Origin of the sequence: Halobacteriovorax sp. XZX-3, assembly GCF_043196495.1 — a bacterium.
Taxonomy (GTDB): domain Bacteria; phylum Bdellovibrionota; class Bacteriovoracia; order Bacteriovoracales; family Bacteriovoracaceae; genus Halobacteriovorax_A.
The window spans coordinates 803,134-819,201 of record NZ_JBEBMO010000001.1; the positions used below are offsets into that span (position 1 = coordinate 803,134).

The following is a 16,068-nucleotide window of genomic DNA, read 5'->3' on the forward strand; positions in this document are numbered from 1 at the left end:
CCTTGAACTTATAAAGCTATTAATTAAAACAGCTCTCAATTTGATTTTTTACTTCAGTTTTCTCTGCCCCGTTCTTGATTGAAATCTCTTGAACAATTAGGTCTCTACACTGCTCAAGCATTTTCTTTTCACCGAACGAAAGATTCTTCTTATTCTTTAATAAGAAAAGTGATCTAAGGACATCAGCAATCTCAATAAGTGAACCAGTCTTCACTTTTTCCATATAGTCTCTGTAACGACGGTTCCAAGTTGAATTATCAACTGTTACATCATGATCATTAAGAAGCTCGTAAACTTCACTGATCTCTTTTTCGTCGACGAGTACTCTAATTCCATCTTTGGAATTCGTAGGAACCATTACAGTCATTCCATTAGCTACAACTTTAATGATGTAGAATGAAAGACTTTGTCCTCCTACCTCGCGATCTTCGATGTCCACAATTTGTCCCACACCGTGGCCAGGGCAAACTGCGTAATCTCCAATGTTAAACATTTCTACCTCCAAGGGTATTTTCTCTCCCATTGAATATACTACGACGCAGCATCAGCCTCAATGAGCCTTGTAAGATTTACATATGATCTTTGAATTTTAGACAGTTCGTTGTAGAGAAACGACCCAATAATTTCAACTACTTATATTTAGCTGAGTTACGATAAAGAGGAAGCATGATCTCAAAAGTCGTATTCTCCTCTTTATTAAGATATTTAATGTGGCCATTCATCGACTCAACGATCTGAGTACTAAGGGCCAAACCAATGCCCATACCGGCTTCTGGCTTAGTTGTATACATATATGCAAAGAGCTTCTTCTGATCCTTAAGATCAATCCCTTTACCTGTATCAACAATATGTATGATCAATTGGTTTTCACTATTAGATTTATAGCGAATCGTAATTCGCCCTCTTTCCATCTCTTCAATTGCATCAACAGAATTGGAAACAAAATTTGTGAGCACCTGAAGAATCTGAACTTCCTTTCCCCAAATCTGACAACCATTACAGTCACCTTCAATATTCAAAGCAATATTATTTGCACTACATTTATGAATAACAAGCTCTTGTAGCTGATCAAAGAGCTTATCTACATTAATTGCACTATTGTTTAGATGATTAGAGTTCTTAGATAAAAGCTTGATCCCTTTAATAATTTGATCAATCCTTTGGGCCTGATTCTTAATCATATTAAACTTTTTCTTCTCTTCTTCATCAGCAGTGTTCTTCTCTAGTCTTTTCACACTCCACAGAAGTACCGTAAGAGGATTATTAATTTCATGAGCGACATTGGCCGCAAACTCACCTAGATTTGCCAGACGATAATTATTAACAAGCTCAACATTCTTTTCTTCAAGCCTCTCATCACTTCGAATTTTTAAAACAAGGATGACGAGGAAACCAATAAGGCAGATAGTTAAACCGGTAAGAGAAGCTAAGTAAACAGCACGCTTAAAGTCAAAAGAGTTGGTGATATCGCCATAGACATAGGCAGAGATTTGCCAAAACTCACTTTCAAGCTCTAAGTTCAAGTCACTGAGTCGCTCTAGAATTAGAATTGAGCGAGCAATCTCCTTAAAGTCATTTTCCGTAAATTGATAGCCATCTACACTCTCGGCCCTCGTAAGAACTGTCTCAATAATACCACGAGCAGACGTGAGGATTTCATTTGCAACCTTCAGGTAGTCTTGAAATGATTTCGTTTCATACTCATCTAAAATAAAAGCTTCACTCTTTAGTGCACTAATTTGTCCAAAGCTAGCATCAATTCTTAAATAGGCATCTTCGAGATTATCAATTGTTGGTGAATCTTTAAATTTTATAAGTTTTTTATGAGTGTCATGAATAGCGTAGGCCACATGAAAATAAAGTCTAGCAACAACTCTTGAGTTAAAAAGTCTGTGCTCTTCCTTATCAAAAATTCGAAGCCCTGCTCCAAATCCAGCAGAAAGCATCAAAACGAGAATAATTAAGAAACTATAGAATAAATGCTTATTAGAAAGCTTACTCATAGACGAATTCGATCTCATTTATCATCCAAATCCAGTCAGCTCCTTCTTCAGTAATCTTATCTTTTGAAATGACCCCTAAGTCTTTTCTAATAATTCTCATAGGGCCAAGCTCTGAATTTTCGAGCCACTTCCCATCCTGCTTATACATAATATAAGTCGTTTTAGAACGTTCAACATTTCTTTTAATATGAACTTTATAAAGATTAATGGCCTTAAGTTTCACGGACGTAGCTGTAGGCGCAAAATAAACAAACAGACTCTCAAGAGAGAAAGCAGTTACCTTTATCTTCTTGTGCTGTTGATATGGATCAAAAAAATCAAACTCAACACTTGGGATTTTAGTGAAGTAATCAACCTTCACAACCTTGTCTTCCGTATGAAGCTTTTGATTTAAGATTGCAATTTTTTGTCTAGGTACTTTAGCAATCACGCTAATACTAAAAAACGTAGCGATTAGTAGCAAAATTTTCATAAATAATTTTTATCACGATTAAGTCGATTTGACCAAGTATAAAAGAAATATAGAAACTAATTAGCGATAAAGGGGCAACATGATTTCAAAAGTCGTATTTTCCTCATTATTTAGGTATTTGATATGGCCGTTAAGAGACTCAATGATCTGTGAACTAAGGGCAAGTCCGATTCCCATACCTGTACCAGGCTTACTCGTGTACATATAAGCAAAAAGCTTCTTCTGATCTTTAAGATCAATCCCCCTACCGGTATCGATAATATGAATAAGTAACTGATCTTCAAGATTAGTTTTATACTTAATCGAAATTTTCTTATTATTCATTCCCTCCATTGCATCAATAGAGTTAACAATAAAGTTTGTGAAAACTTGAAGAAGTTGAACCTCTTTCCCCCAGACCTTACTTCCTGAGCAACTCCCTTCAATATTCAAAACAATATTATTAGCGACACATTTATGAATAATAATCTCTCGCAGGTGTTCAAAGAGTTCTTCAATATCTATTGGGCTATTATTTAAGTGATTAGAATTTTGAGAAAGAAGCTTTATCCCCTTAATGATCTGATCAATCCTCTCGGCCTGACCTCTAATCATCGCCAAGCTTTTCATTTCCCCATCGCTGTTATTAACTTTTTCAATTCTTTTTACGCTCCACAATAAAACAGTGAGTGGATTATTGATCTCATGAGCAACATTAGCGGCAAACTCACCTAGGTTTGCGAGTCGATAATTATTAAGCAGCTCAACATTTTTTTCTTTTAGCTCTTCATCACTCCTACTCTTTAAAATAAGCATGATCAGAAAGCCGGTCAGACAAATAAATAGACCAATTAAAGAAGTGAGAAAAACAATTCGATTAAATTCAAATGAACCTGCAGCATCCCCAAATACATTTGCAGACAACAGCCATGACTCACTCTCTAGCTTTAATGTTAGATTATTCAAGCGCTCTAAGATGATTAGAACTTCATCAATTTTATTCAAGTCACTAGCAACATAAGAATATCCCACATTTGACTCAACCTTAAAAAGGAGTGCTTCAATCTTTTGTCTAGCAGTATTAAAGCTACGGTCGACTTCAGAGAGATATTTTAGAAACGACTCTGTATCATATTCAGCAAGAGAGTAGATTTCACTCCTATAGGCCATTGTATGACCAAGGATTGCATCGGCCCTAAGAAAAGCGGACTCAAGGGCTTCAGAACTTGGACTCTTTTTAAATTCTTCAAGGTTCTGGGAAGTGGCATGAATACTTGCGACCACTTGAAAATACAATCTCGAAATAACACGAGCATTAAACAGCTTAGGCTCATCTTTATCAAAGATACGAAGACCGGCCCCTACTCCTGCAGCGATAACAAATATAAAAATTACGATGAAACTGTAAAATAAGTGTTTATTCGAAAATTTATTCATAGATGAAAGAAATCTCATTAATCATCCAAATCCAATCTATTCCTTCTTTGGTAATTTTATCATTCGGAATTATACCTAAACCTTTTCTGATAACCCTTAAAGGACCTAAGTCAGAGTTTTCCATCCAATTTCCATCTTGCTTATACATGACGTAAGTTTTTTTGGCCCTCTCAGTATTTCTTTGGATAATAACTTGATAAAGATTAATGGCCGTTAGCTTTACTGACTTTGCATCTGGAGCAAAGTGCTTGAAAAGATTCTCAAGAGAGAATGCCAACGCTTTATTCTTTTTATTCTTTTGATAGGGATCGACGAAGTAGAATTCTTCACTTGGAATATTTGTAAAATAATCAACTTTTGCAACTTTAAGCTCTTTATGAAGTCGTTGATTCATTATTTTAATTTTTTGTCTTGGGATCTGAGCAAATGCCGAAATCCCGAATAATGCTAAAGACAGTACAAGAGTTTTCATACGTAAACTTAACACGACAAATTCTCTTTATAAACATAAAAAAGGCCTTGTCATAGACAAGGCCTTCTCTCATTATACTTTTAAGATAAAAAGATAATTAGAAACGTGGACAAATTTCATCTTTTTCGAAGAAATAAGCAAGTTCTCTTTCTGCAGAAGCTAGAGAGTCAGAACCGTGAACAGCGTTTTCACCGATTGACTTAGCATATAGCTTTCTTAGAGTATTTTCAGCAGCTTCAGCTGGGTTAGTAGCACCCATGATTTCTCTGTTTCTTTCAACTGCGTTTTCACCTTCTAGGCACATAAGTACAACTGGCGCAGAAGTCATGAAAGCAACAAGCTCACCAAAGAATGGTCTATCTTTGTGCTCAATATAGAAACCTTCAGCTTTCTCTTTTGAAAGGTGAGTAAGTTTAAGAGCAGCGATTCTTAGACCTTCTTCTTCAAATCTCTTAATGATGTTACCGATGTTGTTATCAAGAAGCGCGTTTGGCTTAACGATACTAAAAGTTCTTTCCATTTTAATCTCCTTAAAATTATCTTGCGGAAAATTTCCTAAATTCTTTAATTAAAGGTTCTTTAAAACCTTCTCCATTGTCTCACCAAGTTCAGCTGGAGAACGTGATACAGTTACACCACACTCTTCAAGAATTCTAAACTTAGCTTCAGCAGTGTCATCACCACCAGAGATGATTGCACCTGCGTGCCCCATTCTCTTACCTGGAGGCGCTGAAGCACCAGCGATGAAAGAAACAACTGGCTTACTCATGTTCTTTTGAATCCAACGACCTGCATCTGTTTCTGCAGAACCACCGATCTCACCGATCATGATAACAGCATCTGTATCTGGATCTTTTTCGAAAAGCTCTAGTACGTCGATGAAGTTAGTTCCGTTTACTGGGTCACCACCGATACCAACACAAGTTGATTGTCCGATATCTCTTTGAGTTAATTGGTAAACAGCTTCATAAGTAAGAGTTCCTGAACGAGAGATAACACCAACACGACCTGGCATGTGGATGTGACCTGGCATAATCCCGATCTTACACTCACCTGGAGTGATAACACCTGGACAGTTAGGACCAATTAGTCTTGATTTTGAACCTTTAAGAGCTGCTTTTACCTTAACCATATCTAGGATAGGAATCCCTTCAGTGATAGCAATGATAAGTGGCATTTCTGCATCGATTGCTTCAAGGATTGAGTCAGCTGCGAACGGAGGTGGAACCATAATCATGGCCGCATTCGCTTCCGTCTTATTCATAGCTTCTTTGATTGTATTGAAAACAGGGAAACCTTCGTGAACTGTTCCACCTTTACCTGGAGTTACACCACCAACAAAGTTAGTACCGTAATCTCTTGATTGTAGTGAATGGAAAGTACCTTGCTTACCTGTAAAACCAACAGTGATTAGTTTTGTATCACGATTAATAAGAATGGCCATTACGCCTCCCCTTTTGCTGCTTCAACTGCTTTCTTTGCAGCATCAGCTAGATCTTCAGCAGCGATAATTGCAAGATCTGATTCATTTAATATTTTCTTACCTAGAGCAACGTTTGTTCCTTCTAGACGTACTACTAATGGAACTGTAAGTTCTAGTTCTTTTGCAGCTGCAACAACACCTTCAGCGATAATGTCACATTTCATGATCCCACCAAAGATATTAACTAGAATTGCTTTTACGTTCTCATCTTGAAGAATTAGAGAGAATGCTTTTTGAACAGTTTCTTTTGTTGCTGATCCACCAACGTCAAGGAAGTTAGCTGGCTCACCACCGTGTAGCTTAATGATGTCCATTGTACCCATTGCAAGACCTGCACCGTTTACTAGACAACCAATATTTCCATCAAGCTCAATATATGCTGCACCAAATTCACTTGCTGCAAGTTCTTTATCACTTTCTTCAGTTGGATCTCTTAGTTCTTGAACCTCTGGATGCTTGAAAAGAGCGTTTGAATCAAAGTTTAACTTTGCGTCTAGTGCTAAGATATCACCTTGCTTAGTTTTTACTAATGGGTTGATCTCTGCAATTGAACAGTCATACTTCATGTATAGATCGTAAAGACCTTTAAAGAAAATTGAAGCTTCCTTCACTTCTTCTTTTGTCTTAAGACCAATTCCGTATGCAAGCTTTCTAGCAACAAATGGAGTGAACCCAGCTGCTGGATCGATTGCTACTTTAATAATTTTCTCTGGAGTATTGTGAGCAACTTCTTCAATTTCAACTCCACCTTCTTCAGAGGCCATCATTGTAACTTTACCAGTTGCACGGTCTAGAACAACACCAGCATAGTACTCATGCTCGATGTCACATCCTTCTTCGATGAATAGTGTGTGTACTTTCTTTCCTTCTGGACCAGTTTGGTGAGTAACAAGAGTCTTACCTAGAATATCGTCAGCGTGTAAGCGAACTTCTTCGATTGACTTTGCAAGCTTAACACCACCTGCTTTACCACGCCCACCTGCGTGAATTTGAGCCTTAACAACCCAAATATTTCCACCTAATTTTTCTGCAGCAGCAACTGCTTCATCAACAGTCTTCGCTACTTCACCTCTAAGAACCTTCAGGCCCATATCTCTCATTAAACCCTTGGCCTGGTACTCATGTACGTTCATTAAAACTCCTAAGTTTTTTGTCTATGAAATATTCATGATTTTACTGGCTTATAATAGAGGGCAAGACCATATCTTTCTAGGTGAGTCGTGTCATTTTCCCCAAGTTTTTTGTGCATTAAATGATTAAGATTTAGAACTGAAGATTTATTCACAATATAACGCTTACAGTCTTGTAGCAATTTCTAAACTTTCGCACAATTATGACATGGAAAACATACTTATTAGCCCTGGTAAATTTAGATTAGACGGTGGTGCCATGTTCGGCATTATTCCAAAACCATTATGGAACAAGGTTCATCCTGCGGATAATGACAACCGCATTGACCTCGACCTAAGACTTTGGATCATCAAGGACCAAGATCGCATCATTATAACAGATACGGGAATTGGCGATTATCACGGTGAAAAGTTTGATGAGCAATTCGATGTTCGCCAAGAACACTCTCCTTTAAAGAAGGCACTTGCCGACAAGGGAATTGATTGTGCAGATGTGACAGACCTTGTGATCTCTCACCTACACTTCGACCATGTTGGTGGGATGGTATATAAAGATGAAAATGGTGAATTTACACCGGTCTTTCCAAACGCCACGATTCACCTTCACAAAGACCACTGGGAATATGCACTTAATCCAACGTTAAGAGATAGTGGCTCTTTTCATAAGCAATACTTTAAAGAAACAATTGAAAGGTTTGATAAAGCTGGACGTGTTCACTGGCTCACTGGAAAAGAAGGTGAAATTTTAAAATTAAGTAATGATAGCCTTCGTTTTAAGTGCTCTTATGGCCATACTCCTCACCTTATACACCCATATACAAATGAATATATCTATCTTGCCGATCTAATCCCAACATCAAATCACGTTCACGTGCCTTGGGTTATGGGCTATGATATTGCTCCTGGGCAGACGACTGTTGATAAGATTGAATTTCTAAAGATGATTGTAGAAAAAGATCTTCGCGTAATTTTTGAACATGACCCTAAATATGCCAGTGCAAAGATTACGCAAAATGAGCGCGGAAAGTATATTCCAGTAGACTTAGAGTAGCTTTTGAATTTCTGCTTGAATATCATTCTTTGAAGACTGAAAAATCACGCGGTCATCATCCATAAACTTTCTTAGGTAGAGACGCTTTTTCTTATTTAGCATTCCATAGCGAGACAGCTTATCAGTAAGCTTCACACTCCAAGCACTTATATCTTTACCCAAAGAGTGTATTTCATTTTCAAGTTTCCTCTCTTCACTAGAAAGTCTTGCATCATTAAGATCATAATTCGATAAAATAATACTCTGTAACAAAGGTGCAATATTCTTTGCATATCGTTGCTTAAATTCTTTATGGGCCAACCATCCACTAACCTGACTAAGAGAAAGACGATAGTGAATAGACATCGAAGAAATGAGGGCCTCTAGTGTTCTAAGCTTTTCATTAATTGCAGCAATATTCTTTTTTGAAGCAACAGTCTTCTTTTTCTCAACTTTTGTAATTTGTGCAATATATTTTTCACGTGTTTCAGGAACAAGGAATACTTTCTTTTCTAAAACTTCACGGTTTGAACCAGTCCCAAATTTACTCTTAATATTATCCAATAGTCCAAGATAATCGTAAATGAAAGTTACTGCATAAGAACCAGGTATGAAGTTTTGTCCTTCCTCTAATGTTAGATCCTTAAACTCAATAATTCCGCCTTCTCCAATATTATGGGCCTTTACAAGAACATCCCCACGATGTAGCTCATCTGGTTTTCGATGAAGAATGAGCTCAACACTTACTCTCCTTTTAAATGGAAGCTTTATATAAAGAGCAGACATATCCTTATTAACAATTAAATGTACATCATTTGCACTAACAGGCTTCTTAAATTCATTTAGTGCACTAATAGAGATATTTTTTAACTCAACTTCTTTCACTTTAGGGCCTGCGGCCATGTAGAAACTGATAACCACAACAACTGTGATGATAAAACTTGCAATAACTGTTGTATAAATTGGAAACTTACTAGGTAACTTAATGTCTGCTGCGACATCAAGTTTCTCGCTACTATCTTCTAACTCACGTTCAAAATCGTCCTCATCTTCAATATCTTCCTCTAAAGGAGGTGGAGTATCATCCTCATTGTAGTCATCAAAGAACTTCGCTTCGTGTATAGGAATCTCAGGAAGATCATGATCTTCATCTAAAACCTTAGACTCATAATAAGATTGGGCCTCATTACGGGCAACTTGAATGACTGCAAAGACAGGCTTCCAATTCTTGGCCCCTTTGCGCCAGCAAAGTTGATAGGATTTAATTAGACCTTTATCATAAAAGTCGATAATATCTTGAGCGTTGAATGGTCCCTTATTTTTGCCGGACTGATTAATATACCAATTTTTTTGCATAGTTATACTTTAAAGGAAGTTACATGGGCTGGAAAGAAATAGATGACAATCTTAACAAAAGAAAATCACAATCTATTGCCACTCGCTTTAAAATTGATGACTTTAATTCACAGCAAGCTCTTCTACTAAGTGAGAACGACCTTGGTGTTGTGAGAAACGGTGGCCGCCGCGGCGCCTCTCACGGGCCAAAAGTAATCCTTTCTCAGCTAAAAAAATTTGCCGATCATAATAGCCTCAGTGAGCTTGGAATAATAAGTATCGCCAACCAAGGACAGTTGGACTTTGATAAAATGCAGGCCCAATCAATCGAGAAAATAAAGAAGATAAAAGCAAAGAAATTAGTTCACCTTGGTGGAGGCCATGACCATGTCTATCCTCTTGCCATGGGTGTTGCACTAAAGAATCCACTTCTAATCAATATTGATGCCCACCTTGATACAAGAAGTGATGATGTCTATCATTCAGGGACTCCATTTCGCCAAGTGGCCAATCAGAAAGAAGTCAAAATTTTGCAAATTGGAATTCATCAATATGCAAACGTGCCTCAAAATTATGAAGGTATGAAGATGGATATTATCGATACGAAAAAGCTCAAAGAGTTATCTCTTACTTTTAGCGACACTAGCTTTATGAAAGAGATCTATGAAAAACATGATGGTGATATTCTCTTTAGTATCGATGCAGACGCTATTGCAGCTAGTGATATGCAAAGTGTGAGCGCTGTAAATCACGACGGAATCCCTCTTGAGTTTTTAAGAAAGCTTGTTTCTCAATATAAAGAGTATACAGCGAGTAAAAAACAGATTTTAGGAATTTACGAATACAATCCGTTATTTGACGAGTTATCGGCAAAGGACGCACGCGCCCTCGCCTCACTCATTTATGATTTCTTAGTTTGATCTTAATTGGATAGTTTTCTTCAAGTCAGTTTGTGGGTCATTAATTTTAATGACCTTCTTTGAAATATCCCATTTTGGATTATCAACTTTCTTAGATCCCTCTTGAGCTTTATATTCCCAAGGGTAGTCTCCAATAAATTGATTTTTCTTCTTATCAAAGATGACAGCGTAGTAAATATCTATTAACTGGAAAGTACCCGCTGAACCTGCGTAATAAATTATCAATTCATAATTATCACCAACAGACTTAGTCTCAGTAACTTTACTTTTTCCAGTACGTTTTGTGATTTTTGCCTTAAGTGTTTTCGAATCTTTTTTCTTAAGCCAGAAGTCACCTTTAATATTTACAATTGACCAGTCACTAACACCAGCGCTAACAATTGTTTGAAATAGAAATGTTGTAATTAATAGTATCTTTTTCATTATGACCTAAACGGTTTCTTTACAGTCCAATGCCAATCGTCGCCATCAACGATCTTTCCATCTGTATCGATTGGTTTATAAAAAATATGGCGTTGTCTTTTCCAACTTTTCGCAATCTTCTTACGATCACTTGCATTGTTTTCATTATACATTGGGTTTGGCTGTCTTAGAAGATTTCCATCAACTTGAACATTTAACTCCCAATTATCTTGATTTGCTCTAAAGTTATCTCCCCAAGCATCATTCGTTGGAAGCATCCAGTTTGCATGGTAATGGTAAACATGATCAACATCTGGCTTTGGCTTAAAATTGGCCGTTCCAAATTTCATATAAGCATCAATGGCCGTATCAAACTCTTGATTTCGACCAGGAAGCATCATTTGTCTCCAATTATCTTCATTATGGTTATACATCGAGAATTGCCATGGATCTAAAGCAATATCGAGAGCAGTCGTACTACCTTCTTTACCAGCACGAGATGCATCTTCATTCGAGTTACGAACACGATTATCAATAACCTTCATGATCATCATCATTTCTTCAGGGTGTCTTTCACCACCATTGATATCACGAACAAGGATTCCAGCTTCACCTTGAGCAGTAAAGATCATAGCGGCAAAGTGCTGCTCTTCCGGTCTTAAATAACGGTAGAGGTTTTTAAATATTTGCCCACGATTTTTTAAAGAACCCTGACGTGTAATTGAGTTTTGGATACTCCTAATACATTGTCCAAGCTTTGACTTAGTATTGCTATCACTTGAAGTTAATGAATTACGGTTTTCTAAGACCTCGCAACCGGCCTTCCACTTTTGATTACTTGTAATGATATTCTTAGGCTCTTCAAAAATTTCGCCAACATAAACAGGACGGTTTTCAGATAAAATATCACTACCTTCACAAGGCTCAATTGGAGGATTCCCTACTTCATCAATAGTACGGTTTAAGCGGATATAGTTGTAGGCCGTTGCCATATCAAGGGCCTCTTTAAGATATCGTTTCGTTACATGATAAGTCTTATCTTGCTCAACTCCGTCGACTTCAAGTTTAATTCGATAGGCCCAATTATTTTGACCAACAATACGAACCTTTATACTCTTATCACTTCCTCTCTTTGGGGCATCAATTCGGTGGGAGTAACCTGTTTCAGGATCAAGAATATCAAATGAACGGACAACATCGAATTGAACATCCGTCACTCCTTCGTAATTCTCATCTGTTACAAGAGCATAAGTGCTTGAAATTGCGACTATGCTTAAAAATAAAATCAACTTTTTCATCAACTTCCCCATAAGTTTAACGCGACAATAGTTATTGTAACACGTTGCGAAGATATTAATGAAATATGGGCGAAATCTGCTTGTTTATACAAATTTCGCTACCAATTTTTTAAGGCATAATTTTCTGGAGATCTTTCTTATCAGTTAATCCGTACTTCAAAAAGTAGACTAAATCGCTTTTTTGCGAGTCATTGATACGAATCAATTGATCTTTAAGGATCATGTCTGCTGCATCTTTCTTTTTAAAGAGCATATATTGATTTGTTTCAACAAAGAGATTCTTTCCAAAATTCTTCTTAAAAGTGCTTAGTAACCAAGAGCTGTCATACTGATCAATTGCCGTAACACCTGTTCGGTAATGTTCAACAACTTCCTCAAGGCTCCCATATGCGCCCGAATGAAAGTAAGGAGCGGTTAATGCAATATTTCTTAAAGGTGGAACTCTAAATTTATAGCGATCACTTTCTCGCTTGGTTACAAGAAATCGCCCTTCATCATTTCTTCTCGGATCATTCTTACCTGGCCCTATCTGCGGCGAAGCTACTGCTGCAAACATATTCGCACCAAGAAGTGTCCCTGTATGACATCCGATACAGCTTCCAGTTTCAAAGAATACAACTGCACCACGCTTGGCCTTTTGATTAAGAGCAAAGCGGTTGCCATTTAAGTACTCATCCCACGCCGTTTCATATACTGCAAATTCATGTGTTTCAAAATGAGCAATGGCCTGACCAAAGTGGCCAATATTAAGTTCAGCTTTTGGAGTCCTTGGATAGGCTTCTTTGAACAACTTTTGATACTTAGGCATCTTTAAAAGTCTTCCCATAACGATCTTCCAAACTGCTTCTTCGTTTACGGCGTTGGCAATGTCATTGCTTCCCTTAACGCCTCTCATTTCTTCATGAGAAGTAATTGGAAAAAGAGCTTGCGCAGCAAGGGCACTTCCAAGATTTTCAGTAATATCCCATCGTTCAGGATAATCACCATTTAAGGCTTCAACTGGAGTTGTGTAAACATCCCAATCTTTACGATAGTGAACTCTTCCATCCCAGAAAAGAAAATCAATATTCTTATCACCTAAGTTATAAAGAGGTTGTGAATTTCGTGGAATAGCATGGCCTTTAGCAATTAAGCGCTCACCTGCTTGCCACTTTCCACCTTCACCAATTCCAACAGGAAGCTTATCACCACTGCCAAATTCAGGCATATGGCAATCGGCACAGCTAATATTGCGATTTCCAGAAATCTCTTTCTCATTAAAGAGCTCTTTTCCTAATTTAAAAATTTGTGGATTCTTTCCCGTTGGCTTCTCAACGGCCTTCATTGAAAAGCGCTCAATATAGCGCTTTAGCTTAATATCAAGTTGGTCGGCCTGAACTGCAAAAGCGCTCAGTGCCAATGTGAGGATAAATAAATTTTTCATTTTGTGTGTGTCCCAATTGTGTTTGAAAGATAGTAGGAAGCTTTGTTTGCCTCGTCAAACTGTTTCTAAGTTAGTTGAGAAAAGAGAGCCTAAGGGAGTATGCTTAAAATGAGCGCTAACTTCACTTCGTGAAGTGTCGCTGGTTTGAAATCTGTAATTTGAAAGTCGCTAACTTCACTTCGTGAAGTGTCGCTGGTTGGGTGGTAATTTGGTAAGGGTGTTTTCTAGATTGCATAGTTGGTTCACCTGACCTCCCATACTGGTCGGTCGGCGTTGTTCAGCGTCATTTTGCCATCGTGGCAAATGCCGCTTCCAAAAAAAAAGCCGGATCACTGATCCGGCTTCTTAAAGAGAGACATTTTTGACGGAGTGAAAAAATCCTTTCTTCTGCTCCAACACACACACGTTTATATATAAGCAAGGCCCGTGCCAACTTTTCAAAACCACTGACGCAGCGAAAAGGCATTAATAGTACGTAGTTTCATAAAATGGCGATGTCATATTTATGACTGACACACATTGTCTTTGTGTTATTAAATTGACTTCACTGACTTCAAGAAACGAGACAATTTCATCATCCCAATATCACAAGCTTCAGTTTCATCTTCTGCGTTAAAAACTTGATCCACGTGTTTGAAAATCTTTTTTGTTTCTTTATAGACGATTGCAATATCTGCATTGAATCCACGAGATGTTTTATTAACTTCAATTTGACCAATGAGATTGTCATTATTTTGTAAAGTTACATAAAAATCTTTCGGATAATCATTTTGTTTCATATACTTGATGTATCTAATTCAAAGGAGAAAGACAATGAAATTTATTATTGCTGGGCTCCTCTTTTCTAGTATGACATTTGCAAACTGTTTCGAAGTTAGTAACGCAAATACGAAGATAAAGTGGGAAGCATACAAGACTGCAAAAAAAGTTGGTGTAAAAGGTGAATTTAAAAAATTCGACATCAAGACTACGAAGAAACAAGGTTCTATTGAGGATCTAATTCGTGGTGCACGTTTTACAATTGACGTAAACTCTGTTCACACAAAAGATGCTTCTCGTGATGCAAAGATTGAGAAATTCTTTTTTCAAGATATGAAAATCTCAGGTGTTGTTAATAAAGTTGATAGCAACTACCTTTATGTAGATATGACTTTAGGTGGAAAAACAATCAAGGTTCCAATGAAATACGATATCGAAGATGGTGAGCTAGAGGCAGAAGGAACAATTGATGTTCTTGATTTTGCTCTAGGAAAAAACCTATCTGCTATCAATAAAGCATGTCTTGCCCTTCACGAAGGGAAAACTTGGAACGATGTTCAAGTTTCTATTGAATCTAAGTTCTCAAAGTGTAAATAATATACTCAATTGTGGGTAAAGAAAGTGAACCTTCACTAACTTCACCCACATCTTTTTGTGATTAATTCAATTAACTATCATACTCCCTCTAAGTTCAGGGTCGAACCCTATTTAAGTAAGCTTGGAGGCATATTTGAAAAAGATAGCAACATTACTACTTTCATTGGTCATTAATATAACCTATGCGCAGGTCAATGAAATCTCAATCGAAGAAGCTTCTTTTCTTGATTCCCTATCAAAGAATTTTAAACTTCTTTATTTAAACTCTACATACGCAGAGATCAATTCAAAAGATAGAGATGGTATTACAATGGATCACCTCTTCTACTTTCGTTTAAACCTATCAAAGAATCAGAATATTCGTTGGGTTCCTGTCTACACTCAATATATAGGACAAGAAGGAAAGAAAACACTTCAAGGAGAATACGCTTACTCATCATTAAGATGGTACGTAAACAATATCCTAACTGAAGATAAGCACGGAATTAACTTAAACTTTCAAAACCGAAATTATATTTTTGATGGTGAAGATCGCAACAGTGGATACGACTCATATCATAGGGCCTATTTCCTATCATCAAAAACAGTCGCTAACGGAAAGCTAACTTTAGAAGCGAATACTTACTTGCAGGTTTACAATAAGAATGGAAGGAATCCTAATGCAAATGCATGGCGTACAATGTTTGGAACTTTTGCTTTTTACAACTTTAATGACAACTGGTCTCTTGGCTTTGGTGGCGAGTGGTATACTGACCACAGAGATGGTGACAGAAAAGCTGGTGACGATCGTTTCGTCGCTTGGCTACCTTATTTAAGATATGCCAAGGGTGATGGATTTGTTGAACTTTATGCAACTTACACTGCGGCCCAATCAGGTGACAATGACCATGCTCTTATCATTGACGACTTTCACAAGCGTGGAACAGTTACATTGGATATCGGTTATTACTTCTTTTAAATCTTAACAGAATCTCAACTTTGCAAGTGGAGTTGTTATTGTTATTTTCATTGAGAACACAAGAACAATATCCTCTCCACTTAATTACAATTGCATAGAGTAATCAGGTCTAGAGAACACACTTCGCGGCAAGGCCCCTGAATCTTGCCGCGATTCCAAAATAAATTTTCTTCTTTTCATTCGGTCAATTAATTGTTACTACAAATAAAATTTAGATATATCTGTAGGGGGATATTGAAATTGATTTGCTAGAACATTCGCTTCTGGTGTGTCGCTATATCTTTTATCCAACTACTATATATAACTTTTCATAGAATCAGGTACGCGAGCCTGACTTCTATTTCTCTAAGTATCTGGCGTGGCACTTGTG

Annotated in this window: 17 protein-coding genes; 4 read left to right on the forward strand and 13 right to left on the reverse strand. The window is 37.3% G+C overall.

Annotated elements, in window-relative coordinates; genetic code table 11:
- Positions 1-19 precede the first annotated feature (19 nt).
- The 8 genes from ABMA70_RS03675 to sucC all read right to left on the reverse strand — a co-directional run bounded on the left by ABMA70_RS03675 (position 20) and on the right by sucC (position 6,979).
- Positions 20-493, reverse strand: coding sequence for a CarD family transcriptional regulator (locus tag ABMA70_RS03675; RefSeq protein WP_233189682.1), 474 nt, complete (start codon positions 491-493; stop codon positions 20-22).
- A gap of 136 nt (positions 494-629) precedes the next feature.
- The gene (locus ABMA70_RS03680) at positions 630-2,003 is read right to left on the reverse strand and encodes a sensor histidine kinase (protein WP_393022123.1); all 1,374 of its coding nucleotides are present in this window, start codon (positions 2,001-2,003) and stop codon (positions 630-632) included.
- The gene (locus tag ABMA70_RS03685; protein WP_146037770.1) at positions 1,996-2,475 is read right to left on the reverse strand and encodes a hypothetical protein; all 480 of its coding nucleotides are present in this window, start codon (positions 2,473-2,475) and stop codon (positions 1,996-1,998) included. Before ABMA70_RS03685 ends, ABMA70_RS03680 begins: the two co-directional genes overlap by 8 nt.
- A gap of 60 nt (positions 2,476-2,535) precedes the next feature.
- Positions 2,536-3,909, reverse strand: a complete 1,374-nt coding sequence (locus tag ABMA70_RS03690) for a sensor histidine kinase (protein ID WP_392991493.1) — start codon at positions 3,907-3,909, stop codon at positions 2,536-2,538.
- Entirely contained in the window at positions 3,884-4,363 is a 480-nt protein-coding gene (locus ABMA70_RS03695; RefSeq protein ID WP_392991491.1) for a hypothetical protein, read from the reverse strand. The genes ABMA70_RS03690 and ABMA70_RS03695 overlap by 26 nt, the downstream gene beginning before the upstream one ends.
- Before the next feature lie 97 nt (positions 4,364-4,460).
- On the reverse strand, positions 4,461-4,889 hold the full coding sequence (gene ndk, locus ABMA70_RS03700; RefSeq protein WP_103216869.1) for a nucleoside-diphosphate kinase: 429 nt from the start codon (positions 4,887-4,889) through the stop codon (positions 4,461-4,463).
- Between the two features lie 42 nt (positions 4,890-4,931).
- On the reverse strand, positions 4,932-5,807 hold the full coding sequence (gene sucD / locus ABMA70_RS03705) for a succinate--CoA ligase subunit alpha (protein WP_021266725.1): 876 nt from the start codon (positions 5,805-5,807) through the stop codon (positions 4,932-4,934).
- A complete protein-coding gene (sucC, locus tag ABMA70_RS03710; RefSeq protein ID WP_103216868.1) occupies positions 5,807-6,979 on the reverse strand; it encodes an ADP-forming succinate--CoA ligase subunit beta in 1,173 nt (390 codons plus the stop codon). Before sucC ends, sucD begins: the two co-directional genes overlap by 1 nt.
- A gap of 205 nt (positions 6,980-7,184) precedes the next feature.
- Between sucC and ABMA70_RS03715 the strand changes: the two genes are divergently transcribed.
- Positions 7,185-8,027, forward strand: a complete 843-nt coding sequence (locus ABMA70_RS03715; RefSeq protein WP_392991490.1) for an MBL fold metallo-hydrolase — start codon at positions 7,185-7,187, stop codon at positions 8,025-8,027.
- Here ABMA70_RS03715 and ABMA70_RS03720 read toward each other — a convergent pair.
- On the reverse strand, positions 8,019-9,362 hold the full coding sequence (locus ABMA70_RS03720) for a DUF4339 domain-containing protein (protein ID WP_392991488.1): 1,344 nt from the start codon (positions 9,360-9,362) through the stop codon (positions 8,019-8,021). The two genes, ABMA70_RS03715 and ABMA70_RS03720, sit on opposite strands and share 9 nt — an antisense overlap.
- Positions 9,363-9,385: 23 nt before the next feature.
- Between ABMA70_RS03720 and ABMA70_RS03725 the strand changes: the two genes are divergently transcribed.
- Positions 9,386-10,261, forward strand: a complete 876-nt coding sequence (locus ABMA70_RS03725) for an arginase family protein (protein ID WP_103216865.1) — start codon at positions 9,386-9,388, stop codon at positions 10,259-10,261.
- Here the strand turns inward: ABMA70_RS03725 and ABMA70_RS03730 are convergent.
- The 4 genes from ABMA70_RS03730 to ABMA70_RS03745 all read right to left on the reverse strand — a co-directional run bounded on the left by ABMA70_RS03730 (position 10,253) and on the right by ABMA70_RS03745 (position 14,163).
- On the reverse strand, positions 10,253-10,684 hold the full coding sequence (locus tag ABMA70_RS03730) for a hypothetical protein (protein WP_103216864.1): 432 nt from the start codon (positions 10,682-10,684) through the stop codon (positions 10,253-10,255). The two genes, ABMA70_RS03725 and ABMA70_RS03730, sit on opposite strands and share 9 nt — an antisense overlap.
- A complete protein-coding gene (locus ABMA70_RS03735) occupies positions 10,684-11,961 on the reverse strand; it encodes a hypothetical protein (RefSeq protein WP_103216863.1) in 1,278 nt (425 codons plus the stop codon). The genes ABMA70_RS03730 and ABMA70_RS03735 overlap by 1 nt, the downstream gene beginning before the upstream one ends.
- Positions 11,962-12,070: 109 nt before the next feature.
- The gene (locus tag ABMA70_RS03740) at positions 12,071-13,384 is read right to left on the reverse strand and encodes a cytochrome-c peroxidase (protein ID WP_392991485.1); all 1,314 of its coding nucleotides are present in this window, start codon (positions 13,382-13,384) and stop codon (positions 12,071-12,073) included.
- 533 nt (positions 13,385-13,917) lie between these two features.
- The gene (locus ABMA70_RS03745; protein ID WP_021266900.1) at positions 13,918-14,163 is read right to left on the reverse strand and encodes a hypothetical protein; all 246 of its coding nucleotides are present in this window, start codon (positions 14,161-14,163) and stop codon (positions 13,918-13,920) included.
- Positions 14,164-14,197: 34 nt separating this feature from the next.
- Here ABMA70_RS03745 and ABMA70_RS03750 point away from each other — a divergent pair, with 34 nt between their 5' ends.
- Positions 14,198-14,740 (forward strand): YceI family protein, encoded by a 543-nt coding sequence (locus ABMA70_RS03750; RefSeq protein ID WP_158246784.1) that lies wholly within the window; start codon positions 14,198-14,200, stop codon positions 14,738-14,740.
- A 133-nt stretch (positions 14,741-14,873) separates the two neighbouring features.
- The gene (locus tag ABMA70_RS03755) at positions 14,874-15,698 is read left to right on the forward strand and encodes a hypothetical protein (protein WP_103216859.1); all 825 of its coding nucleotides are present in this window, start codon (positions 14,874-14,876) and stop codon (positions 15,696-15,698) included.
- Positions 15,699-16,068: the final 370 nt, after the last annotated feature.

Excerpts from the sequence above, each read along its gene's own strand:
- ABMA70_RS03675 (WP_233189682.1), bottom strand. The coding sequence starts at position 493 with ATGTTTAACATTGGAGATTACGCAGTTTGCCCTGGCCACGGTGTGGGA.
- ABMA70_RS03680 (WP_393022123.1), bottom strand. The coding sequence starts at position 2,003 with ATGAGTAAGCTTTCTAATAAGCATTTATTCTATAGTTTCTTAATTATT.
- ABMA70_RS03685 (WP_146037770.1), bottom strand. The coding sequence starts at position 2,475 with ATGAAAATTTTGCTACTAATCGCTACGTTTTTTAGTATTAGCGTGATT.
- ABMA70_RS03690 (WP_392991493.1), bottom strand. The coding sequence starts at position 3,909 with ATGAGATTTCTTTCATCTATGAATAAATTTTCGAATAAACACTTATTT.
- ABMA70_RS03695 (WP_392991491.1), bottom strand. The coding sequence starts at position 4,363 with ATGAAAACTCTTGTACTGTCTTTAGCATTATTCGGGATTTCGGCATTT.
- sucD (WP_021266725.1), bottom strand. The coding sequence starts at position 5,807 with ATGGCCATTCTTATTAATCGTGATACAAAACTAATCACTGTTGGTTTT.
- sucC (WP_103216868.1), bottom strand. The coding sequence starts at position 6,979 with ATGAACGTACATGAGTACCAGGCCAAGGGTTTAATGAGAGATATGGGC.
- ABMA70_RS03715 (WP_392991490.1), top strand. The coding sequence starts at position 7,185 with ATGGAAAACATACTTATTAGCCCTGGTAAATTTAGATTAGACGGTGGT.
- ABMA70_RS03720 (WP_392991488.1), bottom strand. The coding sequence starts at position 9,362 with ATGCAAAAAAATTGGTATATTAATCAGTCCGGCAAAAATAAGGGACCA.
- ABMA70_RS03725 (WP_103216865.1), top strand. The coding sequence starts at position 9,386 with ATGGGCTGGAAAGAAATAGATGACAATCTTAACAAAAGAAAATCACAA.
- ABMA70_RS03730 (WP_103216864.1), bottom strand. The coding sequence starts at position 10,684 with ATGAAAAAGATACTATTAATTACAACATTTCTATTTCAAACAATTGTT.
- ABMA70_RS03735 (WP_103216863.1), bottom strand. The coding sequence starts at position 11,961 with ATGAAAAAGTTGATTTTATTTTTAAGCATAGTCGCAATTTCAAGCACT.
- ABMA70_RS03740 (WP_392991485.1), bottom strand. The coding sequence starts at position 13,384 with ATGAAAAATTTATTTATCCTCACATTGGCACTGAGCGCTTTTGCAGTT.
- ABMA70_RS03745 (WP_021266900.1), bottom strand. The coding sequence starts at position 14,163 with ATGAAACAAAATGATTATCCGAAAGATTTTTATGTAACTTTACAAAAT.
- ABMA70_RS03750 (WP_158246784.1), top strand. The coding sequence starts at position 14,198 with ATGAAATTTATTATTGCTGGGCTCCTCTTTTCTAGTATGACATTTGCA.